Source organism: Chloracidobacterium sp. (genome assembly GCA_015075585.1).
Taxonomy (GTDB): domain Bacteria; phylum Acidobacteriota; class Blastocatellia; order Pyrinomonadales; family Pyrinomonadaceae; genus OLB17.
On sequence record JABTUB010000001.1, the window covers coordinates 149,426 to 170,655 of the forward strand.

Below are 21,230 nucleotides of genomic sequence, written 5' to 3' on the forward strand. Positions count from 1 at the left end.
ATTTTAACAAAAGCGCTGTCTATGTCCAATACGCGCAAGGCCCATTACGACGGCAGTTCATCATACGAACCTGCTTGAAGTTCGACAATATTTAGCGGATTATTACAACTATTGAATACGCTGATGAGTGCCAGAAAGATCAATTCCGTCGCGATAGTCGTAAAACCGGACAGCGAAGATGCCCTCGCAACGGCCGATGAGCTTTCGTCGTGGCTCGTGGCGAATTCGCTAACACAGATTGGCACGCCTCAAATAGCGAACGGCGCGGACGCTGCAAGACAGCCTGTCGGCGATGCGGATCTTGTCGTCGTGCTCGGCGGCGACGGTACGATGATCGCTGCGGCACGCCTGATCGGCCGCTCGGACGCCCTAGTGCTCGGCATCAATCACGGCGGCCTCGGATACTTGACCGAGTTTCGGATCGAGGAGATGTTCGCGGCCATCAGCTCGATCGTCGAGGGCGATTATAAGATCGACAGCCGAGTGATGCTCGACGCCGAACTGCGGCGCGGCGGCGAAGTTGTCGGCAGCGGGCGTGTGCTGAATGATGTCGTGATCGACAAAGCCGCGCTTGCACGTATCATCAATATCGAGGTCCGGCTCAACAAGCTCTTTGTGAACCGCTTCCGTGCCGACGGCCTGATCGTAGCAACTCCGACAGGCTCGACGGCATATAATCTCTCGTCGGGCGGGCCGATCATTTACCCCTCGATGAACGCCGTTGTGTTGACGCCGATCTGCCCTTTTACGCTCACGAACCGTCCCATAGTTGTGCCGGATGACGCCGAGATCGAACTCTCGCTCGATACTGAGCATCACGGCGTCGCACTCAATCTCGACGGCCAAGCGGGCTTTCCGATGCTTGGAGGCGACCGCGTCATCATTCGCAAGAGCGAGACGGCACTCAACCTTGTGCAGCCGACAAACCGCAATTACTTCGACGTCCTGCGCGATAAACTTAAGTGGGGCAGATAGGGAGCGCCAGCTCAGCCGAATAGTTGCGGCTGCACGTCCGTGCTCTCGAAATAGCCTTCCGGCCACCACTGGTACGTCTCCAACTCGCACCTTCCGGCGGCATTGAAAACGACGCCTTCTGCTTCGAGCATTTCCTGCTGCAAATTTACCGGAATTGTGAGTTTGCCGGTCGAGCATTTCCCCTGCGAGTTTATGACACGCTGCCACGGCACATCTTCGCCGGAGCCGTGCATTACAAAACCGACGGTGCGCGGCGTATAGCCTTCGCCGAGGATCAATGCGATCTGACCGTAGGTCATTACCCTGCCTGACGGTATCGCGCGTACAAGCTCATATACGCGTTCGCGGTAATTTGAACTGTCAACTAAACTCACTTTTCCTCAGACACTCTCAAATTGGCCGGTTCGCACGCCGTCCACCCTATTGTCGGCGAATGTACCGGCATTTGTGCGGCAGAAAAGCGCATCCCGAAATGAAGCATTTCTTACCGCTCGATCAGGAACGTCCTTGCCGGCGAGCCGTCGCCGGTCGCTCCGTCGTACTTTAGCGGCGCGCAGATCAGTTCGTAGTCGCCCGGCGTGATACCACGCAGGTCAAGGCCTTCGACTATTACGATCTCATTCGAAAGCAGCGTTACGTGAACAGGATGACCGGGCGAGCCGCTCTTCTCGATCGAAAGATAATCAATTCCGATCAGCACGACGCCGCTTCTGACGAGATGGTCGGCGGCCGCAGGCGTCAGATATGCAAAATCGCTGCGAAAGCCATCCTCGGGCGTTGCCCAGAATTCGGAGTTCTTTGTTTTCAGCAGAACACGTTCAACACCGCTTAAATCGCCGAAATGTTCCGGCTCAACGGCGGTTACATCTTCCGGGACCGAAATAACACGGCACGGGCCGATAAGCTTGTGCGGATCGAGCTCGTGCACACGCTTTTTGCCCGGAATAAAGTGGTTGGGAGCATCGACGTGCGTCGCAGTGTGGACGCCGAAGCCGATCTGCGAGACGTTTGCCGAGTCGCCGCGTTCGATGGCCTTGAATGAGGTCATTTCGACGCCGGGATCACCTTTATAAATTGGTGTTTTCGCCGAGATCGTTACAGTGACGTCATGAATCCGTGTCATTTAACTTCCTCAAAAATACTCTCTAACCTTTTCATGCGGAATACGCTGTTCGGCCCGATGCGTGGCCACTTGTTGTTCTTTCCCGCGACAACCTTCTGACGATAGTAAACGGGTGTCTTGCCCGGCTGAGCGGTGAGTATCCAAGCCGTCGACATCTCCGAATCAACGAGCTTTGCCGCTTGATACCAGCCGATCTCGACAGGCTTGCCGTTCTTGAACTCAATGATGGAAACACCGATGCCGCCTTGGCCTTGGTGCATTGCGCCGCCGAACTCAAGCGTGATCTCATCCAGCCCGTTGCGGTTGACATCGGCAACCTTTCCGATGCCGAATGACCAACCCGAATCCTGCACGAAGTTCGCGACGACCTTCGAATTTTCGATGACAGCAAGCCCGACCCAGCCGAGGCCGTTACCCGTTTGGCACATTTGATAAAAGATCGCCGTTTGATGAGAATTCCGACGCGTGAACGAACCCTTAACTTCGCCCGTGAACTCCGGCGAGTCGGGGCACCCTTCAGAAACAAGCTTTTTCCGCACCGGCGGAAGCACCCGCGATTCATAAACTTTCGCGGTCGCCTTTGACGGCTCGACAGATTCAGGGCCTTGAACCGTGGGATCATGCACCATTATCCTTTGCCCGAACGCCGTGCCGGTACCCAAAATGAACGCTAATGTTGAAATGATCAAAAAATTGCCTTTCATCGCGTTTAGATTATAACAACAAATACGCATTGACTATCCGCTAAAGGCACATAGAAAGAAGAATTGCGTCCACCGTCCGTTTTCGGTATCTGCACCTTTGCAGAAAACAAGAGCCTTTCATCAGGCCCGCTCGTTGAGGTCTCGCAGGTTAGCGACGATAATGTACGTATGCTACTTTCCGGCATACGGCTGGCGGCTTCGAGCTATTCGAACACAGCACCGCTTATTTGGAGTTTCCTTTACGGGTCGCAGCGTGGCCGCGCCGAGATGATACTCGATAATGCACCGGCACGCTCAGCACAATTATTGGCCGAAGGCCGCGTCGATGCGGCATTGGTGCCCGTTTTTGCGTACCAATCGATCGACAATGTAAGGCTCATACCTGATGTGTGCGTCGGTACGCGGCACCTTGTTCAAAGCGTCTGCCTCGTTACAAAAGGCTGTGATCTAGCAGATGCTGCGACAGTCGCGCTCGACACTTCGTCGCGTACCTCGGCGGCGCTGACCAAGATCATCTTTCGCGAATTCATAAACCGCGAGCCGAAATTCACTGAGGCGGCTCCCGACATTGCCTCAATGTTGGAGAAGGCAGATGCCGCCCTTCTTATCGGCGACCCTGCACTGCGTCTTGATACGTCTATCTATCGAAAGTTCGATCTTGCCGGCCTTTGGCACGAGTACACGGGGCTCGGCTTCGTTTTCGCTATGTGGATGACGCGAAAGGACCCGATGCCGATCGACCTTGCGGCCGCACGCAACGAAGGTGTCGCGCACATCGCAGAGATAGCCGCAAATTACATCTCCGACACGCGGCTCAGCCTTGCCGAAATGAAAGAATATCTCGGCTCGAAGATCAGTTATTCGATGGATGAAACAATGCGCGCCGGCCTGCGGCTCTATTTCGAATTAGCCGCAAAACATCACCTCATCGAGCGGAACCGCAAGCTCGAATTCATCTGAAACGCGTGTTCTGCCACGCTGCCGCACGCAATTCGGCGTGTAGGATCTTATCAACGATTTTGCCGTGCTCTTTCAAATGCTCGACGATGATGAGCGCGTGGCGGATCCGCATATCGATGTCCTTGACCGTGCCGAGATGATGCAGGAGCGAACGCTGTTTTCCCGGCGTGAGCGCGTGAAAAAGCTTGTCGCCCTGCGGGTCTTGATCGAGCACCTCGCGAAATTCCTCCGGCATCGGCAGGCCGTACTTGCTCTCGTCCTTTTCGATGAGTACGCTGACGATGTCGCCGGCGGCTATACCGACCGCATCACGCTTTTGCTGATTGATGATGATGTAGAAATCACCATGCGCCGGCATCAACGCACACTGAAAAGGTTCGCCGCCGTCGAGCGTACATACGATACGCTTGTAAATGCCCTCGAAACCGAACCTATCGACAGTCTTTTTGTCGATCACGAGCGAATGCCAGCCGGAATCTTCCCATTTCATCAGCTTGGTCTTTAATTTTAGGCTCTTTACCGGCTTCGCCATCGCTCTACGAATTGTAAATTGATAATTGCAGAACTGTAAATTGGTTTGCTTTTATAACGCCGGATATTTAGCCGATTTGCGGCAGATCTGAATTGCGAATGTGCGGTTATGCGTTAAAATCACTTTAGTGAAGATGGATATTCAGCCGATATTGGACAGAGTTCTGGCGGGCGAACGGCTTTCGACCGAGGATGCAGCGCACCTTCTTGGTTCAAAGGATATTGTACGCATAGGCCTCGCCGCCGATGAGATACGGCGCCGAAAGAACGGCTCGGATGTCGTTACATACATCATCGACCGCAACATCAACTATACGAACGTCTGCAACGTCGTATGCACGTTCTGCGCTTTCTACCGGCGGCCGGGCAAGCCGGAAACCTACGTCCATTCTATCGAAGAGATCGAAAAACGCATCGACGAGACGATCGAACTCGGCGGCACAGGCGTGCTGATGCAGGGCGGGCTGCATCCTGATTTCAACATCGAGTGGTACGAGGAGCTTTTATCCACGCTCCACGCAAAATATCCCGACTTTCAGCTGCATTGCTTCTCGCCGCCCGAGATACACAACATCTCGCTAATCTCAAAGCTCGATTACGAGACGATCCTTCGTCGGCTGCGTGCCGCGGGACTCAATTCGATGCCCGGCGGCGGCGCCGAGATACTCGATGACGAGGTTCGCAAACGCGTCTCGACAAAGTGCACCACGCAGCAGTGGCTCGATGTGATGCGTGCCGTTCATAAGGTCGGGATGATCTCGACGGCGACAATGATGTTCGGCATCGGCGATGGGATCGAGCATCGCGTGCGGCACCTCGACCGTGTGCGTGAGGTTCAGGACGAGGCCCTTGCACGCATCGCCGAAACGGGCGACGGCGGCAAGTTTACGGCATTCATTCCGTGGACATTCCAACGCGAGAATACGGCCTTGGGACGCAAGATCACAGAGGAGCTGACCGGCATCGACTATCTGACGATGCTTGCCGTCTCGCGGCTCTTTCTCGACAACATTCAGCACATTCAGGCATCCTGGCTCACACAGGGGATAAAGCTCGGCCAGGCCGCGCTGCGCTTCGGCGCCGATGATATGGGCTCGATAATGATCGAGGAGAACGTCGTCTCCGCCGCCGGCGCACACAACGACGCCAACGAACGCGACCTGCGCTACCAGATCCGCGAGGCGGGGTACACGCCCCAACAGCGTGACATTCTCTACAACTACGTCAATCGCTCCGCCACGAACCTCGACACTACCGACTCGATGAAACTCAAAGAACTCACCGTCGCATTCGCAGATTAGGCTCTCTTAAACTGTGATAGAATTCGGCTATGACCGATGTTCAGTACATTTCAGACGCAAATGGCAAACAAGTCGGCGTGATCGTTCCGATCGAAGTGTGGGAAGAGATCGAATCGGACAAATTGACCAACCGTATCAACGAGTTGAAAAGGCTCTTTAAGCGAACTCAATCCCTCCCAAGCGTTCGTGCACTTACTGACGACGATATCTCAAAAGAGATCGACGACTGTCGAAACGGCAAATGATACGAGTCGTCATAGACACAGGCGTTGTCGTTTCAGCCGCCTTTCGTGACCGAACACCCGAACAATTGGTCCTTTTTGTTTCCGAAAGTAAAGATCACGAGTGGGTTGTATCGCCATCGATCCTGAAGGAATACAACGAAGTCTTGGCGAGGAAAAAGTTTGCGCTTCCCGACGAAATACTCACGGAATGGCAGAAGAAATTTGAACAATTTACAACGCGTATCGAACCCAATATAACTGTCGATTTTCAACGCGATCGCACGGATACAATTTTTCTCGAATGCGCGATCGCAGCGGAGGCTAAATATTTAGTATCGGGCGACAAAGATCTGGAAGACGCCGTAGACCTGGTCGAAACAACAATAATTGACGTTTCGCAATTCATGGCATTGGTTGCTAATTGACCTGGCAGAAGCCAAGAGGAGGTTGCACGCATCGCGAGTTGAATAAAAGTACCCGAGCTCGATGAAACTCAAAGAGCTCGCCTTCGCAGATTGAAATCGATATAAAAAGCGCACTTTGGAGGCATAATGAAGGTATGAGGATCGGAATTCTTCTTGTCGCGATGATGGCTTTGTCGATCGTTTCTTACGGTCAGTCCGGTGAACAAAAGGGATTGACTATTGCTCAGCAGAACGCCTTCCTGCATGAGCGGGTAAATAGTGGCCAGATAACGGGCAATTTTGCCTCATTCGGTAGCTTTCTCAATGCGGTGGCCGATGTTGCGATCCATACCGAAGACAAGACGATCGCATCGACCGTTCTCCATTCGCCATTTCCCGATTTTTATAAACCGACATGGAAGGAGCTTTTTGACACTATCGGTATGCAAACCGGCGCGTCTTGGACGTACGATGCCTCAAAGAATTTTTGGGTCTTCAAGAGGTCGAGCATCCCCAAGCCATATTTCGTAAAGCTTGCAGACAAATGGACCAGAACCGACGCTGGGATCTCAGATAACTTTGTACCCTCAACGTACCCAGTCGGTATGGATATTTACTATTACGGGTCTTACACTGCGGACGACCCTAAAGAGCAAGCAAAACTATCGGAAAAGGTCAGAGATACGTGGGCGATCTCATTCGCTTCGGCATTCAAACGAGATGTTTCGATCTCCGACATGAAAACTGTGAAGGTGGCAGATACAGACGCACTCTACTTTGAAACTGCGGCACCGCGTCCCGGCGTGATCTGGCGTCAATGGGTCTTTGTGACGCACGGAGATGCATTTGTCATCGTCAGTTCACTACGCAAAGACGACAAGCAACTGGTCACCGATGTCGAGGAGATGGTCCGCTCATTTAAGTACTTTCCGTATATGAAATGGCTACGACAAGATGTCGTACTTAATTACTCCGCAGAACCGCGGGCCCAGCTCGCCGTCGCATTAGCCGATTGAGATCCATATGAAAAAAGCTCGCATTGTAATTCTTGAAGGAACTTGGTGGAACACGCATGAAGTTCCTCTTGTTCTGCCCTACTTTCACGCTTTGGAAATTAGTCACCGAGAAATAGATATCAGCCATCGCACGTTTCGAAATGCCGACGACGTGTCGTACTACGTATCTCGCATCCCAAAGAATTCTGGTGTCTTTCTTTACTTCGCCTGTCACGGCGTTGACTCAGAGCTAAAACCCGCGGGTGAACGTTCGCGTATCTCTTGGGAAGCCTTACAAGAAGTGCTTAGTTCTGCAAAGGATGGAGCTATTTCATTTATCCATTTTGGATGTTGCGAGATGGTTAGATCGGGTGCTCGTCGGGAAACCTTGGAGCCGTTGCTTGATATTTCTGGAGCTAAGTGGGTCTCTGGATATACGAACGAGATAGGCTGGTTGGAATCCATGCTACTCGACCTAGCTCTCGTAAGCCAGGTGTTCGTCCCGTTCAGTTGGGCGTCGGACGGTCGCACGGCTCAGCTCAAAAGACGAGCGACAAAGTTCGTCGAAAACTATGAACATCTTGCCCGGCAACTCGGCTTCTCAGCGTTGTGTCGATTGACCAATAAAGACTTGCTCATTCCTTCGCGGCTACATTCCTAAGTAAGGCGGCAAATAGAATTTTCTTGTCAACTTGTCAAGAAGATCTGATATAATAAAATCATGAAAAGCCTACCGGTCGGAGAATTTAAAGCCCATTTTTCTGAAGTATTGGAACTCGTTCAGCAGGGCGAGAGTGTCGGTGTATTGTATGGCAAGGGCAAGAAGCCTGTTGCAAAATTAGTGCCGGTTGATGCTCCGAAGCAAAAAGCGAAGCGAAAACTCGGCATCCTAGAAGGCAAGGTCAAATTCAAGTTTGCAAAGAACTTCAAGATGACAGATGAGGAACTGCTCGACTTTCGCAGATGAACTACCTTCTCGACACCCACACATTGATCTGGGCTCTCACCCATACGAAGAGACTACCGGCGAAAACGAAATTGGTGCTTGAGGACGCGAGAAATATGTCGCATGTCAGCGCCGTCACTTTTTGGGAGATGGCGATCAAGATTCGAAGCGGTAGGCTTGAACCGATCGGTGACTGGGAATCGCCGATCCCTTATGTCGAGATGCTTGGCTTTCGTACTATTCCACTCTTGCCGGAAGAAGCGGTAACCTCAAAGGACCTTACGGAAAACACGCATTTAGACCCGTTCGATCGGATGTTGATCTGGCAGGCGATCAGCCGAGGCCTTGTGCTTATCAGCGGAGACCGCGAGTTCGAACGGTTCAAACCCGACGGCCTGCGACTGCTTTGGGACTGAGTACTGCACCGTTCCCGCTCATTTGGGCGGCGGTACTTTTTCGGGTGTTTCGGCTTAGGTGTCGGACACGGTCAGGCCGTCCACTGCGAATTGCACATTATCCGGCAGGAGGCGCGAGTCGCGTTCGTAGAGGATGTCGTGATTGAGGTGTGTGAGGAATGCTCGTTTCGGCTTTAGCTCTTCGATGACGGCCAGTGCCTCATCCAAGCAAAGGTGTGTCGAATGCGGCTTTACACGCACGCAGTCAAGTACAAAAACGTCGAGGCCGCGAAGTGCGTCCATCGATTCGGGCGGAATGACCTTAAGGTCGGTGGCGTATGCGAAGTCGTTGAAGCGATAGGCGATGACAGGCAGCTTACCGTGAATGACCTCGATCGGGGTTATTTCGAGATCACTGCCGATCGAGAAAGCTGCTCTCGGATGAACCGTGTGCGGGATCAGCCGCGGCAGCCCGCCGCCGAAGTGCGAAGGCTCGAAAACATACTGAAAGATGCGCCGCAGGTCGGCCCACGCCGTCTCGTTGGCAAAGATCGGCATCGCGCCAAACTTGAAATTGAGCGGCCTAATATCGTCAAGCCCAAAGACGTGATCGACATGGCAATGCGTGATCAGAACGGCGTCGAGATGGCGTATATTTGCCCGCAGTGCCTGCTGACGAAAGTCTGAAGAGGTATCGACAAGGATCTTTTTGTCGCGATGTTCGACGAGTATCGAGACACGCAGCCGCTTATCACGCGGGTCATTTGACATACAGGTCTCGCAGTCGCAGGCGATCGTCGGGACGCCTGTCGATGTGCCTGTTCCTAGAAATGTGAACTTCATAGAGACCCGCCGGCCTAACGCCGCATTTCACAGCGTGATCGTACGCTACTTTTTGCCAAGGATCTCATCGCTCGAAAATCGCTTTGCCGCCTGTGTTTTCAGTTTCTCTTCCGTCGCTTTTACGAGATGGACGTACTGCATACGCAGGTCCGCTAACAGGCCTTCTATCAAGCGGGCCTCCTGCGGATGAAGATTGCCCTTTGTCTTGTCGCGGATCATGCCGAGTACGTCGAGCCAATATTTGCCGGTGTCAAGATCGACTGCCGCACGGCCCGTTGACGGATGCGGCATCGCACCGAGCGAGATCGCAGCGTTACTGGCAAGTGTTGACAGGAAATTAACAAAGCTCGCGGGATCATCCGCACCGGGAATGTCAGCCTCGTCCGCACGCCCCTCTTCGTCAAATTCGAATGCATCGACCGTGGGCGGCGGAACCTCTTCCGCAGCTTGCGGTTCAGTATTTTCCGAACTCGAAGGCGCAGGATGTACGTCAGCGGCCTCATTCGTTTCTTCTTCTTCACGCTTCGGCGGTGGTTCGTCAAGCACCACACCTTCGCGGATGGTGCCGTCAGGATTGAATTTTCGCCGATCGGCGACCTTGAATTGAACCTCTTCGTCCTTTTCGTCTTTCTCGTCCATAGTAGTTATATGTAGTCTATCACCCTCGCGAAACTACTTGCTATACTGCCAACGCGGTCGCCGCTTGGTAAACTTGAGAAATGTCGAAAAGTTTTGATGAATTGATCGCCGTGATGTCCCGATTGCGTGCTCCGGGCGGCTGCCCGTGGGATCGTGAGCAGACATACGGTTCGCTTGCCCAATACCTGATCGAGGAAACTTACGAGACCTTTGATGCGATACACGAGGCCGAAGAAACCGGCGAAACGGCTTCGCTGAAAGAAGAACTCGGCGACCTTTTGCTGCAAGTCGTATTTCACGCAACCATCGGCAAGGAACGGGGCGATTTTGACATCGATGACATTGCCGCCGGAATAACACAAAAGCTCGTGCTGCGGCATCCGCACGTTTTTGCCGACGGCAAGCTGGAGAGGGCACAGGACGTCGTCGATAATTGGGACAAGCTTAAGGCCGACGAGCGTGCCGCAACGGGCAAGAAGGCGAAGCCGCGTAACTCGATACTGGACGAAGTGCCTGTGCATTTCCCCGCATTACTCGAAGCCGTAAAGGTTTCAAAGAAGGCCGCAAAGGCAGGTTTTGATTGGAAGGATACCTCGGATATTTTTGAGAAATTCGACGAGGAACTTGCAGAACTCCGCGACGCTGTGACCCGTGGTGATGCCGAGAACGCCGCCGAAGAGGTCGGTGATCTTTTGTTCGTTATCGTCAACCTCGCTCGGCGGCTCGATGTCGAACCTGAAACGGCACTCAAACGAACGAACAGGAAGTTCCGGCGGCGCTTTGCCGCGATCGAGGCTGAATTAAAATCGGCGGGCAAGACGTTCGACGACGTATCGCTTGAAGAAATGGATGCGATGTGGGACCGCGCAAAGGCCGCCGAGTGAACTTTGCCATGTTCGACCTGCAGCGTTTTGATCTTTCTGATGGCCTCGTTTGATCGATCCCGTTAGCGCGGAGTAACCTCAGCTCGCTTTACAGAGCAGCGTCGAATGCCAATGTTTATTACGGTGCGTGATGATGTTCAAGCCGCATAACAAGCACGACTCGCGGATCGACGTCTCCCTCATTTTCCGTTTGACAAAGTCGAGAGAACAGATATAAAGTGTTTGCTGTTAAAAATCTAACTTAGCGAGGTTTCATGAAAATGCATCAACTTAGGGGTAATTGGCTTCGCCATATTACGGTCTTGGGATTATTATTCTCCCTTTTTGTCGGGTCTTCGACTTTTGTCCTCGCTGGTGCTCCTACTGCGGCGCTCTCGGGCGAAGTAACAGTTAGCGGAACCGGCATTGGAAATTCACAGGCAGTCTTCATGCTGAATGGTGAAAAAGCCATTAGCGGCCGTACCTTTATCGGTTCGGGAACGATCGCCACTTTGGAGAGCGGCGCAACGATCGACCTTGGCCGCTTGGGTATGATCAGCTTGCTTCCGAATTCGGCCGTTTCGCTTAGCCTTTCGGATAACGCCATCAACGGCGAGCTTCTTGCGGGCAACATTCGTGTGATGAACAACGAAGGCGTCGCCGTCAAGATAAATTCTCGCGACAATGTCGTTACTAGCGATCCTGCGTCAGCAGCGGATTTTACTGTTGATGTTACAAACGGAAAAACAAGTGCTGAGTCGGCGGCCGGTAACGTTATGATCAACGGCCAAAAGGCTGACGACACGGACAACGATAGGAAAAGGCGTCGTGCAGCGTGGATATGGGGCGGTATTATCGCTGCTGCGGTTGCAACTGTCATCATTATCTGGGCAGTTAATCGCGATGACGATGTTGCAAGCCCGAGTCGATAATTTATCTGGTCTTTACTTGAAACGAACGAGAGGCTGTCTGCAATGGCGGCCTCTTTTTCATTTTGGACGTTGAGTTCGGGCAGCAAGGCAGATCGAATTGCTGAATTATGCGGCGAAGGAAGCGACGCCACAAATGAGCTGCGTGTTATCGGCCTATGCAAAAAGCTCGGCAAGGATACTGAGCACGGCGGTTTGCGTTTCGGCATCGAGTTCGCCGACCTTTTTCACAAGGCTTTTTCGGTCAACCGTCTGTATCTGATCCAGCACGATCATACGCTCGGCATTGAGTACCTCGACCCGAACACGTGTCGGATAGGGCGTATTTGATGAGGTTACGGGGGCGATAATGACGCTTGAAAGCCGGCGGTTCATCTCGTCCGGCGAGATCACGACGCACAGGCGCGTGTTCCGAGCCTCACGGCCGGGAACCGCATCCAGATCAAGCAAATGGACGTCGAATCGCTTTACCACTTCCATCCTTTCGTCTCAAAGTCAGTAGCACCGGCGGTAAAAAGCACCTCGTCGTCATCGTTCTCAGCCATCCGTGCGAACTCGGCGTCCCATCCGTCACGCGGCTGTCGCGAAGGCTTTATCAGGATCCCGTCAGCCGTGCGGATAAGCTCAACCTCGCCTGATATGCGGGTTTCTTCGAGCAGCACTTTCGGAATGCGGATGCCCTGCGAATTACCGATCTGGATGATCTGTGTCTTCATCGTTTCAATCGTAATGTCGGCAGCAAGCCGGCGTCAACCGATCTTTGTCATACCGTTCATATAGGGAACGAGGATGTCGGGGACCGTGATCGAGCCGTCTGCCTGCTGATAATTCTCCAGCACGGCGATCCATGTGCGGCCGACGGCCAAACCGCTTCCGTTGAGCGTATGTACGAACTCAGGTTTCGCATCGCCGCTGCGGCGAAACCGCGTATTCATACGCCGAGCCTGAAAGTCGCCGCAGTTGGAGCAGCTCGATATCTCGCGGTACGTTCTTTGGCTCGGCAGCCAAACCTCGATGTCGTACGTCTTGCGTGCCCCGAAGCCCATATCACCCGTTGACAGAACCACCGTCCTGTAAGGCAGCCCAAGCAGATCGAGGATATGTTCGGCATTAGCGGTAAGCCTTTCGTGCTCTTGTTCGGAGTTTTCGGGCATACAGAGCTTTACAAGCTCGACCTTTTCGAACTGATGCTGGCGTATCAGCCCGCGTGTGTCGCGGCCGTAACTGCCCGCTTCGCTGCGAAAGCACGGCGTGTATGCGACGAAATATTTCGGCAGTGCCGAAGCATCAAGTATCTCGCCAGCGTGATAGTTAGTTACGGGCACTTCCGCGGTCGGTATAAGCGCAAAGCCGCGATCGTCCTTTATGTGAAAGAGATCTTCTTCAAATTTCGGGAGCTGATTGGTGCCGAAAAGTGCCTGCCGGTTTACGAGGAACGGCGGCAGCGTCTCGACATAATTGTTCTTTCCCGTGTGGATATCCAGCATGAAATTGACCAAAGCGCGCTCGAGCCTTGCTCCGGCACCGGTCAGTATCGCGAAACGCGAGCCTGCGATCTTTACCGCGCGTTCAAAATCGAGAATGCCGAGAGCCTCGCCGAGATCGACATGATCCTTCGGTTCGAAGTCGAAAATGGGCGGTTCACCGATGCGGCGTATCTCCTTATTCGCCGTTTCATCAGCGCCGACAGGGACGTCGTCAGCAGGAATGTTCGGCAGGCCTGCAAGCAGCTCGTGCATCGCGGCATCGGCCTCGTCACGGAGCTTTTCAAGCTCGGCCTGCTTTTCTTTGAGTCCGGCGACCTCGCTCTTTTTCGCTTCCGCGGCGGCCGTGTCGCCTGTCTGCATCAACGCACCGATCTCTTTGCTCGCAGCATTTCTAAGCTGATTCGTGCGGTCGGCTTCGCCGATAACGCGGCGGCGTTCGGCATCCAGTTCGGTGAATCGATCGAGCGCATCCGCGGGAAAATTGCGATTTCGGAGCGCCGAACGTACGCTGTCGATATTCTCTCTGACAAAATTGAGGTCTAACATACTAAACTGCTTATCTTCGTTCGATCAAGCCCATCTTTTCCTAACTTGGTCGGCGCGACATTTTGCCCTAAAATCAAGGTCTTGTTGCGCTGTTAAGACTCATCGAATTTAACAAAGTTGATATGACAAATAAAATTCGTAAGGCCGTTTTCCCTGCAGCGGGACTTGGCACCCGCTTTCTTCCGGCGACAAAAGCCTCGCCGAAGGAAATGCTGCCGCTCGTTGATAAGCCATTGATCCAATATGCGGTAGAAGAAGCTGTCACATCAGGCATTGAATCGATCCTGATCATCACAGGCCGCGACAAGAGCGCGATCGAGAATCACTTCGACATCTCATTCGAACTTGAACAATTGCTCAAAGAAAAGGGCAAGACAGCCATGTTCGACCAAGTGCGGGCGGTCTCCGACATAGCAAAGATAAGCTACACTCGGCAGAAACAAGCACTCGGCCTCGGGCATGCGATACAGCAGGCAGGTGATTTTGTCGGCGACGAGCCGTTCGCGGTGCTGCTTGCTGATGACCTTGTCGATGCAGAGGTGCCCGCACTTCGTCAAATGATGGATGTTTATGAGCGCTTTCATGCACCGGTTATTGCGACGATGCAGGTCGAGGGTGAGGCGATCTCGCGCTTCGGCGTAATTGACGCGGATGAGGTAGAGCCGAACATCTTTCGTATAAAGGATATGGTCGAGAAACCGCGTTTTGAGGACGCGCCGTCCGACCTTGCGATCATCGGCCGCTATATTTTTACACCTGATATCTTTGCCGCTATTGAGGATACACAGCCCGGAGCGGGCGGCGAGATCCAGATAACCGATGCGATGCGGATATTGCTCAGATCGCGGCCGATGTATGCCGTAAAGCTTGACGGCAAGCGGCACGATGCCGGAGATAAGATGGGCTTTTTGATCGCAACGGTCGAATATGCGCTCAAGCGCGACGACCTCGGCGAAGGTTTTCGCGAATACCTAAAAGGCCTCGATCTCGATCAATGATGCCGTACAGCAGAAAGGAGCCGCCGGTACAGCATTTAGTGGCTTATTTTCAAGGGTTTCGATAAGATTTAGGCAAGGCACTGACGCGCCGGCATTTGCCGTGTTCGAAAGCAAAAAATATGTCCCTTGACCCCATCGAAGCGGCCGTTCAAGACATCCGTGACGGCAAGATGATCATCATTGTCGATGATGAAGATCGCGAGAACGAGGGCGACCTTGTTTGCGCGGCCGAGAAGGTAACGCCGGATATCATCAACTTCATGGCCGTACACGGCCGCGGCCTCATCTGCCTGCCGCTTACCGAGGAACGCTGCGACGAGTTGCAGCTGACGGCTCAAACTTCCGAGAATACATCGAGCATGGGGACGGCGTTCACAGTCTCGATCGAGGCGCGCGAGGGTGTTACGACGGGCATCTCGGCCGCTGACCGTGCCAAGACCATACTTACGGCCGTTGATCCCGCATCAAAGCCGAGCGATCTGGCGCGTCCGGGCCATGTTTTCCCGCTGCGGGCAAAGCGCGGCGGTGTCCTCGTGCGCGTCGGCCAAACCGAAGCGAGCGTAGATATTGCACGCATCGCGGGTCTCAAGCCTGCGGCCGTTATTTGCGAGATAATGAATGATGACGGCACGATGGCCCGAATGCCGCAGTTGACCGCATTTGCGGAAAAGCACGGCCTCAAGATCATATCGGTCGCCGACCTTGTAAAATACCGCATCTCGAAAGAGACGCTGGTTCGCCGCCTTATTGAAGCCGATCTGCCGTCCGATCACGGCACATGGCGAACCATACTTTACGAGAACGTGATGAACGGCGAGATCCACGCAGTTTTTATCATGGGCGACATTTCCGATGCAACGGTGCCGATACTCGTCCGCGTCCAAACCGAGAACGTTACGTTCGCAATGTTCGGTTCAAAGATCGGCGAGGCGGGAAATGCCATGCAGGCCGCTTTTCGAGAGATAGAAAAGGAGGGCCGCGGCGTCATCCTTTATCTGCGGCAGCGTGAGAACAACCTCGACCTTGTGCACCAACTTCGCACCTATAAGGTTATGCAGGAAAAGGGCGTTGACCTTGCGACAGCACGAAAAGAGACCGGTTACGGCAAACATCACGACATCGGCATCGGTGCTCAGATACTTAAAGACCTCGGCATACAAAAGATCAGGCTTCTTACGAACCGTCCGCCGAAAGGACATGCTGTGGACGCGTTCGGTTTTGAGATCGTCGGAACGGTTAACGTTTGACCCGCACAATTGATGAGTGATAGGGATGAAAATTCGGAAAGGCCGGATGAGAACGCAGATCGCAGGCCTTTCCCTCTACGCCGTAAACTGCTGGCCGCGGCAGGCTTTCTGGCCATATTGGCCGTTCTCGGCACAGCTCTGATCTACGGCCTCTTCCGTGCGGGCGTTTTTGACGGTTACATAAAGAGCCAATTCATCGCGCGGCTCGACGAAATGGGCGTGGACTTTAAGGCCGACGCATTTCGCGTTTTTCCTTCACCGCTCGAACTCCGTCTCGAAAATGCCGTTTTCAGCAACAAGGCTAACGGCGAGACGCTGCTTATCGTTCGTGATGCGCGTTTCAAATTCACGCTCATCGATATGCTGGCGTTGAAGCTCTCACGCGAGATCAGCATCGACAGAACTGAGATCGACGGAGCTGAACTCTTTATAAAATTTGACGAGAACGGCCGTTCGAATTTCTCAGGCATTCACTTGATCGAAAGCGAGGAAGGCAGCCGCCTGAGCTTCCGCTATGATGCGGTCAATGTTGCCGTGCGCGACAGCGTAGTACATTTTGGAGACATTTCGCACAAGATCGCCGGCGAGGCAAAGGATCTCGGTATCGGGCTGACACCGACCGGCGAAAGGACGGCGGCGGGTGACCCGCGTTTTCGATTCAACTTGTCTTCATCAGGTTCTGCCTTCTCCTATGATGACAGGACGGTCGAAAACCTCGATATCCGTGCGAACGGTGTTATCGATGGTACGGGTGCAGACCTTACTGAGGTTACTGTCCGCTCGCCGCTGGGCGAGGCTTCTGCGAGCGGACGGCTTGACGACTGGAAGAACTTGAACTATTCGGGCGATATCAACTCGACGGTCGATCTTACACAAGCCTCGATGCTCCTTGCTAGCACGACAGCATTGCGCGGCGTAGGCAATTTCAAAGGGAAGGTCAGCGGGGCCGGTGAACAGTACAAGATCGAAGGGACGATCGATTCGGAAGCCCTTCGTGCCGACGGTGTTTACCTGAAAGCCGTGAATGTGTCGGCAACTATGAACGGCACAAATGCCAACTATGAGGGCAACGGACGTGCTGTGGCCGAGATGCTGACATTCGGTGACTTCAAGGTCAATATGCTCAACCTTTTCGGCAACATTCGCGGCACCGGAACGGACTTTCGGTGGGTCGGCGAACTGCAGGCGGCAGCTGCCGAAACGGGAGCTTTGACCTTCGGGAAACTCTTTCTGCGCGATGCGCTTGCCGAGTATAAAGACCGCGAACTGCGGGCCGCGGTCGGTGACGGCGTTGCACAAAAGTTCAGCATCGGCGACCTTACCTTTGATGCACTTCGTACACGCGATATGCGGCTGCTGCTGCCGAAAGGAAGGCTTGAGATCTCCGCACCGGCCGCTTCGGCGAAGCGCCTCGCCGCGCCTGAGTACGCCTTTGACGGCGTTACCGGACGCGGCATAACAGTAAAGCACGCCGGTTCGGACACAGAGGTTGCGGTAAATGATGTTCACTCGCCCAACGGCAGTATCGCGGGTGCCGGCATCATAGATCTCACCGCCGGTGCTTTCCGCCTTCTGGACAAGAAACGCGACACGCAAATGACCTTCTCCGACGTGAGTGCCGCAAGGGTCGAATCGGACGGCACGGTCATAAGCGGCATTGACGCTCCGGAAGTAACCATCGGCCACACGCCCGGCCTGACAACTATTTACTCTGACCATTCGCGTGTTGCTGCGATCGATACAGGCTCGGCACGCCTCGGCGAGGTGAATATCGGCGGCATACGCCTCTCGATCCGCAACGGCATCGTGCAAGGCAGTTCGAACGACATAGATGCGGGCAATATAGCTCTTGTAAAAGGCAAGGGCTCGCCCGGAGGCAGCCTTGATGCGGTCAAGTTCGGACAGCCGGTTTTTGTTGTCGAACCCGCGGGCCGATATCGTGCAAGTGCCGATATGAGCATCGGCGGCGGAACGGTCGGCAGCATCGCGCTCGGCCGCGGCTCTGCCAAAGTTACGATCGACAATGACGCGGTCGATCTTACATCGCTCACAGCCGAGGCGATGAACGGCAGCATCGACGGCACGATCCGCGTCGGTCTGAGCAACCGAAAACGCTCGGCAGTTGACGTTGACTTTGCCGGCATCGACCTATCAAAGCTTATCGCCGTGCAGGCCGGCCGCATCGTACCGCTTGACGGAACCGCGAACGGCTCGGTCCATCTGAAATTCGGCGGAACCGATTACCGTACATCGAGCGGTGAAGTGAAAGGAACCATAACGGCGAATACTCTCGGCAGCGGCGATGACAGGGTGCCTATCAGCGGCCGTTTCGGCCTGAGTGCCGCTAACGGCCTTGTTTCGATCGCCGATCTTGACCTCTCAACAGGGTCATCAAAGCTGACCGGAACAGGACGCTTTGATATGCGCGGGCAGGATTCCGACCTTGCTCTGTCGCTGAACTCGACGGACGGAAGCGAGGTGCAGCGGATCTTTGAGGTTACGGGTGCGTTCCCGGAGTTGAATGACCAGCTTCACGACCTGCAGCTTAGCGTTGCGGGCAATTTTGCGATGACGGCGCGTCTTACGGGCGACATCTTCGAGCCGAATATGGACGCAAAGGCATCGGCTGAGCAAGTGATAATGAGGCAGCGTGCTGTCGGCAGGGTAACCGCAGATATTCTTACCGACGCCAATTCCGTTACGCTCCGCAATGGTGTGCTGACACAGCAGGGCGGAGGCAAGGCAGCCTTTGAGATAAAGGCACCGTTCGGGATACCGAACAGCGTTGCGATCGATGCCGTCCTTGATGGAGTCAATGCCGGAGACCTGTTGGGGGCCTTGCCCATTGACCTTCCGTCCCGCATAGCCGACCTCAACGGCCGAACCACAGGGACGGTCAAGATCTCCGGCCTGCCGAACAAGGCAACGGGCAGTCTTGACCTGACAGCCGTCAACGGCCAGATCGCTAAGCACGATTTTGATGAGCTGCACGCGAAGGCGACATTTGAAAATACGCTGATCCGCTTTGAAACGGCGAATATCAAGCTCGGGCAAGGGTACATGGCCGCAACCGGCGAATACGACCGAGCGACCACGCGCTTCGACCTCAGCCTCGATGCAAAGGCGTTGCCGTTCCCGCTTGTATTGTCGCTGCTGCCGCCAAATGACAGCATACCTGCGATAACAGGGCTTGTTGATGTCGAAGGCACGGCACAGGGCGAAGCCGACATGACCTCAACATACAACATCAACTTCAACGGGGTTGCACGCGCCGTAACCATCGGCGAGAGCCCGTTCGGCGATGTTGTTTTTGAGGGCAGAACGGCCGATCAAAAGCTGACCGCAAACCTTTCGGCAACGCTGGACGGCCGTCTCCAGACCATCGCAGGAACAATGCACTTTGACGATGCGATGCTGCCATTTGAGGCATCGACCGTACTGAACGATAACTCGCTCACGCCGTATTTGGCCTTCTTTCCGCAGCTCAAGGACATTCCGATCACGGGCAAGGCCACCGGCCGTGTCGAGCTGAGCGGAACGCTGCGGCAGCCGAACAGCAGCGGGCAGCCTGAATTTTCTTCCCGGGGCCTTAGCGGTTCGGCTCAATTCTCACAGCTCTCGATGACGATCCAGGATACGCCGCTTGCGGCCGCTGAACCCGTATCGATCAAGTTCAACGCACGCGAGGTCGTCTTTGAGAATGCAAAGTTCGCCGGCAGCGGCTCGAACATGGCCATAGCGGGCACGAAGGCGCTTGCCGCCGATGCCGTCAACGACCTTTCGATCAACGGCCGTATCAGTCTCAATCTGGTCAATCTTTTTACAAAGGACACATTCTACGCGGGCCTTGCAGATGTTGCGGTCAGGATCACGGGGCAGAATACGCAAAGCCGCCTTTCCGGTACCGCTTCGACCGAGAATGCATCGTTCGCCGCTTTTATCGGCACCGATCGCCTCACGCTCGACAGGATCCGAGCGCGGGTCATTTTCTCATCCGATCAAGCCGATATCGAGAATATGTCGGGTTATCTAGGCGGGGGAAAATTCACAGCCGGCGGCGGTGCGATATTGAATGGCCTCAGCGTACAGTCATTCCGCCTTTCGCTGAACGGAAGCAATGTTACGGTTCCGCTGCCGCAGGATTTTATAACGACGGGCGATGCGCGCATCGACATCACCGGCATAAGAGGCGGCAGTGCGAACGTCTTGCAGGTTACTATCGGAGGCCGCGTATATGCACGCCGCAGCCTCTATTCGCATGACATCGACCTTGCTAACGTGATCGGTGCCCGGCACGAGCGGCCGATCTCATCCGGCCCGAGTTCGATCGCACCGCCGCGATTCGACCTCGTGATAGAGGGCCGCGATGCCTTGACCGTGAGAAATAACATTGCCGATCTGACCGCGTCAGTTTCGCTTGTGCTCACAGGCGACGCAAATGAGCCGAGACTTTCGGGCCGCATCACGGCGAACAGCGGCACGATGTTCTACCGCAACGACCGCTACGACATCCAACGCGGCGTACTGGAGTTCCCGCCCGACACCACCATCGAGCCTGTCATCGATCTGCAGGCCGAGAGCGAAATAAACGGCTATCAGATATTCGTCAATCTTTCGGGGCCGCTTAAGGATACTGAAAGGCTGACCGCAAATGTCCGCTCAGTGCCTGCACTGCCGAGCGACGATGTTGTCTCGCTGATAACGACCGGAAGCCTTGCGAACACCGCAGGCGGCATTCCGACGCTGGCACAAAGCGGCATCAACACTGCTGCTGAGATAATTACGGATTCTATAATAAATGCACCGGCACGGCGTGCAACGAACAAGCTGTTCGGGCTTAACGTCTTTGAGATCGACCCGATCATCTCGGGACAGCAGGCCGGCGTCGGTGCCTCGGCACGGCTGACGGTCGGGCGGCAGATCAATAACAATCTCCGTGTTACTTACGCGACGAATCTTTCGCAGGACCAGAATCAGGTGCTCGCACTCGAATACAGGGTCTCGAATAAACTGTCGTTTGTTGCCCAATACGAGCAGCGTTCGCTGACGAACGTAACACGCAACCGCGATAACTTCAGCTTCGAAGTACGTTTTAGGAGAAGATTCTAGGCCCTCAGAGT

General features: G+C 54.3%; 23 protein-coding genes. 14 read left to right on the forward strand and 9 right to left on the reverse strand.

The features are described from left to right. The first annotated feature begins 123 nt into the window (after positions 1-123). The gene (locus HS105_00685; protein ID MBE7515117.1) at positions 124-975 is read left to right on the forward strand and encodes an NAD(+)/NADH kinase; all 852 of its coding nucleotides are present in this window, start codon (positions 124-126) and stop codon (positions 973-975) included. An 11-nt stretch (positions 976-986) separates the two neighbouring features. On the opposite strand, the gene HS105_00690 is transcribed toward HS105_00685, so the two are convergent. From HS105_00690 to HS105_00700, 3 genes are all read right to left on the reverse strand, one after another. Continuing rightward, a complete protein-coding gene (locus HS105_00690; GenBank protein MBE7515118.1) occupies positions 987-1,349 on the reverse strand; it encodes an MGMT family protein in 363 nt (120 codons plus the stop codon). A gap of 110 nt (positions 1,350-1,459) precedes the next feature. Next, positions 1,460-2,098 carry a cyclase family protein gene (locus tag HS105_00695; GenBank protein ID MBE7515119.1) on the reverse strand — a complete coding sequence of 213 codons (639 nt, stop codon included), beginning with the start codon at positions 2,096-2,098 and terminating at the stop codon, positions 1,460-1,462. Further along, entirely contained in the window at positions 2,095-2,802 is a 708-nt protein-coding gene (locus tag HS105_00700; GenBank protein ID MBE7515120.1) for a hypothetical protein, read from the reverse strand. Before HS105_00700 ends, HS105_00695 begins: the two co-directional genes overlap by 4 nt. 63 nt (positions 2,803-2,865) lie before the next feature. On the opposite strand from HS105_00700, the gene HS105_00705 reads away from it, so the two are divergent. Next, a complete protein-coding gene (locus HS105_00705; GenBank protein MBE7515121.1) occupies positions 2,866-3,762 on the forward strand; it encodes a menaquinone biosynthesis protein in 897 nt (298 codons plus the stop codon). Here HS105_00705 and HS105_00710 read toward each other — a convergent pair. After that, a complete protein-coding gene (locus HS105_00710) occupies positions 3,755-4,294 on the reverse strand; it encodes a DUF1905 domain-containing protein (GenBank protein ID MBE7515122.1) in 540 nt (179 codons plus the stop codon). The two genes, HS105_00705 and HS105_00710, sit on opposite strands and share 8 nt — an antisense overlap. Before the next feature lie 133 nt (positions 4,295-4,427). Between HS105_00710 and mqnC the strand changes: the two genes are divergently transcribed. The 7 genes from mqnC (at position 4,428) to HS105_00745 (ending at position 8,579) form a co-directional block, all read left to right on the forward strand. Beyond that, a complete protein-coding gene (mqnC, locus tag HS105_00715; GenBank protein MBE7515123.1) occupies positions 4,428-5,594 on the forward strand; it encodes a dehypoxanthine futalosine cyclase in 1,167 nt (388 codons plus the stop codon). Between the two features lie 29 nt (positions 5,595-5,623). Continuing rightward, positions 5,624-5,839, forward strand: coding sequence for a hypothetical protein (locus tag HS105_00720; protein MBE7515124.1), 216 nt, complete (start codon positions 5,624-5,626; stop codon positions 5,837-5,839). Beyond that, the gene (locus HS105_00725) at positions 5,836-6,243 is read left to right on the forward strand and encodes a putative toxin-antitoxin system toxin component, PIN family (protein MBE7515125.1); all 408 of its coding nucleotides are present in this window, start codon (positions 5,836-5,838) and stop codon (positions 6,241-6,243) included. The genes HS105_00720 and HS105_00725 overlap by 4 nt, the downstream gene beginning before the upstream one ends. 134 nt (positions 6,244-6,377) lie before the next feature. After that, positions 6,378-7,238: a hypothetical protein gene (locus HS105_00730; GenBank protein MBE7515126.1), complete on the forward strand. Its 861-nt coding sequence runs from the start codon at positions 6,378-6,380 to the stop codon at positions 7,236-7,238. A gap of 7 nt (positions 7,239-7,245) precedes the next feature. Beyond that, positions 7,246-7,878 (forward strand): hypothetical protein, encoded by a 633-nt coding sequence (locus tag HS105_00735; protein MBE7515127.1) that lies wholly within the window; start codon positions 7,246-7,248, stop codon positions 7,876-7,878. Between the two features lie 60 nt (positions 7,879-7,938). Further along, positions 7,939-8,184: a type II toxin-antitoxin system Phd/YefM family antitoxin gene (locus HS105_00740; protein ID MBE7515128.1), complete on the forward strand. Its 246-nt coding sequence runs from the start codon at positions 7,939-7,941 to the stop codon at positions 8,182-8,184. Beyond that, positions 8,181-8,579, forward strand: coding sequence for a type II toxin-antitoxin system VapC family toxin (locus HS105_00745; GenBank protein ID MBE7515129.1), 399 nt, complete (start codon positions 8,181-8,183; stop codon positions 8,577-8,579). Before HS105_00740 ends, HS105_00745 begins: the two co-directional genes overlap by 4 nt. Before the next feature lie 54 nt (positions 8,580-8,633). Here the strand turns inward: HS105_00745 and HS105_00750 are convergent, their stop codons facing one another. Together HS105_00750 and HS105_00755 are read right to left on the reverse strand one after the other, a co-directional pair. After that, complete coding sequence (locus HS105_00750) at positions 8,634-9,401, reverse strand: MBL fold metallo-hydrolase (protein ID MBE7515130.1); 768 nt, start codon at positions 9,399-9,401, stop codon at positions 8,634-8,636. Between the two features lie 45 nt (positions 9,402-9,446). Next, the gene (locus tag HS105_00755) at positions 9,447-10,040 is read right to left on the reverse strand and encodes a DUF1844 domain-containing protein (protein ID MBE7515131.1); all 594 of its coding nucleotides are present in this window, start codon (positions 10,038-10,040) and stop codon (positions 9,447-9,449) included. Positions 10,041-10,120: 80 nt separating this feature from the next. Between HS105_00755 and mazG the strand changes: the two genes are divergently transcribed. After that, positions 10,121-10,924: a nucleoside triphosphate pyrophosphohydrolase gene (gene mazG / locus HS105_00760; GenBank protein ID MBE7515132.1), complete on the forward strand. Its 804-nt coding sequence runs from the start codon at positions 10,121-10,123 to the stop codon at positions 10,922-10,924. A 260-nt stretch (positions 10,925-11,184) separates the two neighbouring features. Next, on the forward strand, positions 11,185-11,835 hold the full coding sequence (locus tag HS105_00765) for a hypothetical protein (GenBank protein MBE7515133.1): 651 nt from the start codon (positions 11,185-11,187) through the stop codon (positions 11,833-11,835). Positions 11,836-11,988: 153 nt separating this feature from the next. On the opposite strand, the gene HS105_00770 is transcribed toward HS105_00765, so the two are convergent. Genes HS105_00770 through serS form a run of 3 tightly spaced genes read right to left on the reverse strand, consistent with a single transcriptional unit; the run spans position 11,989 to position 13,865 of the window. Beyond that, positions 11,989-12,312 carry a type II toxin-antitoxin system PemK/MazF family toxin gene (locus HS105_00770; GenBank protein ID MBE7515134.1) on the reverse strand — a complete coding sequence of 108 codons (324 nt, stop codon included), beginning with the start codon at positions 12,310-12,312 and terminating at the stop codon, positions 11,989-11,991. Beyond that, positions 12,300-12,548, reverse strand: coding sequence for an AbrB/MazE/SpoVT family DNA-binding domain-containing protein (locus HS105_00775; protein ID MBE7515135.1), 249 nt, complete (start codon positions 12,546-12,548; stop codon positions 12,300-12,302). Before HS105_00775 ends, HS105_00770 begins: the two co-directional genes overlap by 13 nt. A gap of 33 nt (positions 12,549-12,581) precedes the next feature. Continuing rightward, positions 12,582-13,865: a serine--tRNA ligase gene (gene serS, locus HS105_00780; protein MBE7515136.1), complete on the reverse strand. Its 1,284-nt coding sequence runs from the start codon at positions 13,863-13,865 to the stop codon at positions 12,582-12,584. 122 nt (positions 13,866-13,987) lie between these two features. Here serS and galU point away from each other — a divergent pair, with 122 nt between their 5' ends. The 3 genes from galU to HS105_00795 all read left to right on the forward strand — a co-directional run bounded on the left by galU (position 13,988) and on the right by HS105_00795 (position 21,219). Then, entirely contained in the window at positions 13,988-14,863 is an 876-nt protein-coding gene (gene galU, locus HS105_00785; protein ID MBE7515137.1) for a UTP--glucose-1-phosphate uridylyltransferase GalU, read from the forward strand. 119 nt (positions 14,864-14,982) lie between these two features. Next, complete coding sequence (gene ribB / locus HS105_00790; GenBank protein ID MBE7515138.1) at positions 14,983-16,110, forward strand: 3,4-dihydroxy-2-butanone-4-phosphate synthase; 1,128 nt, start codon at positions 14,983-14,985, stop codon at positions 16,108-16,110. A 12-nt stretch (positions 16,111-16,122) separates the two neighbouring features. Further along, on the forward strand, positions 16,123-21,219 hold the full coding sequence (locus HS105_00795) for a translocation/assembly module TamB domain-containing protein (protein MBE7515139.1): 5,097 nt from the start codon (positions 16,123-16,125) through the stop codon (positions 21,217-21,219). The last annotated feature ends 11 nt before the right edge of the window (positions 21,220-21,230 follow it).

Bases quoted from the DNA above. Each gene is read 5' to 3' on its own strand.
- serS (MBE7515136.1), bottom strand. From the start codon at position 13,865: ATGTTAGACCTCAATTTTGTCAGAGAGAATATCGACAGCGTACGTTCG.
- galU (MBE7515137.1), top strand. From the start codon at position 13,988: ATGACAAATAAAATTCGTAAGGCCGTTTTCCCTGCAGCGGGACTTGGC.
- HS105_00710 (MBE7515122.1), bottom strand. From the start codon at position 4,294: ATGGCGAAGCCGGTAAAGAGCCTAAAATTAAAGACCAAGCTGATGAAA.
- HS105_00695 (MBE7515119.1), bottom strand. From the start codon at position 2,098: ATGACACGGATTCATGACGTCACTGTAACGATCTCGGCGAAAACACCA.
- HS105_00735 (MBE7515127.1), top strand. From the start codon at position 7,246: ATGAAAAAAGCTCGCATTGTAATTCTTGAAGGAACTTGGTGGAACACG.
- HS105_00750 (MBE7515130.1), bottom strand. From the start codon at position 9,401: ATGAAGTTCACATTTCTAGGAACAGGCACATCGACAGGCGTCCCGACG.
- mazG (MBE7515132.1), top strand. From the start codon at position 10,121: ATGTCGAAAAGTTTTGATGAATTGATCGCCGTGATGTCCCGATTGCGT.
- HS105_00795 (MBE7515139.1), top strand. From the start codon at position 16,123: ATGAGTGATAGGGATGAAAATTCGGAAAGGCCGGATGAGAACGCAGAT.
- HS105_00720 (MBE7515124.1), top strand. From the start codon at position 5,624: ATGACCGATGTTCAGTACATTTCAGACGCAAATGGCAAACAAGTCGGC.
- HS105_00765 (MBE7515133.1), top strand. From the start codon at position 11,185: ATGCATCAACTTAGGGGTAATTGGCTTCGCCATATTACGGTCTTGGGA.
- ribB (MBE7515138.1), top strand. From the start codon at position 14,983: ATGTCCCTTGACCCCATCGAAGCGGCCGTTCAAGACATCCGTGACGGC.
- HS105_00730 (MBE7515126.1), top strand. From the start codon at position 6,378: ATGAGGATCGGAATTCTTCTTGTCGCGATGATGGCTTTGTCGATCGTT.
- HS105_00775 (MBE7515135.1), bottom strand. From the start codon at position 12,548: ATGAAGACACAGATCATCCAGATCGGTAATTCGCAGGGCATCCGCATT.
- HS105_00770 (MBE7515134.1), bottom strand. From the start codon at position 12,312: ATGGAAGTGGTAAAGCGATTCGACGTCCATTTGCTTGATCTGGATGCG.
- HS105_00755 (MBE7515131.1), bottom strand. From the start codon at position 10,040: ATGGACGAGAAAGACGAAAAGGACGAAGAGGTTCAATTCAAGGTCGCC.
- HS105_00700 (MBE7515120.1), bottom strand. From the start codon at position 2,802: ATGAAAGGCAATTTTTTGATCATTTCAACATTAGCGTTCATTTTGGGT.
- HS105_00745 (MBE7515129.1), top strand. From the start codon at position 8,181: ATGAACTACCTTCTCGACACCCACACATTGATCTGGGCTCTCACCCAT.
- HS105_00740 (MBE7515128.1), top strand. From the start codon at position 7,939: ATGAAAAGCCTACCGGTCGGAGAATTTAAAGCCCATTTTTCTGAAGTA.
- mqnC (MBE7515123.1), top strand. From the start codon at position 4,428: ATGGATATTCAGCCGATATTGGACAGAGTTCTGGCGGGCGAACGGCTT.
- HS105_00725 (MBE7515125.1), top strand. From the start codon at position 5,836: ATGATACGAGTCGTCATAGACACAGGCGTTGTCGTTTCAGCCGCCTTT.
- HS105_00685 (MBE7515117.1), top strand. From the start codon at position 124: ATGAGTGCCAGAAAGATCAATTCCGTCGCGATAGTCGTAAAACCGGAC.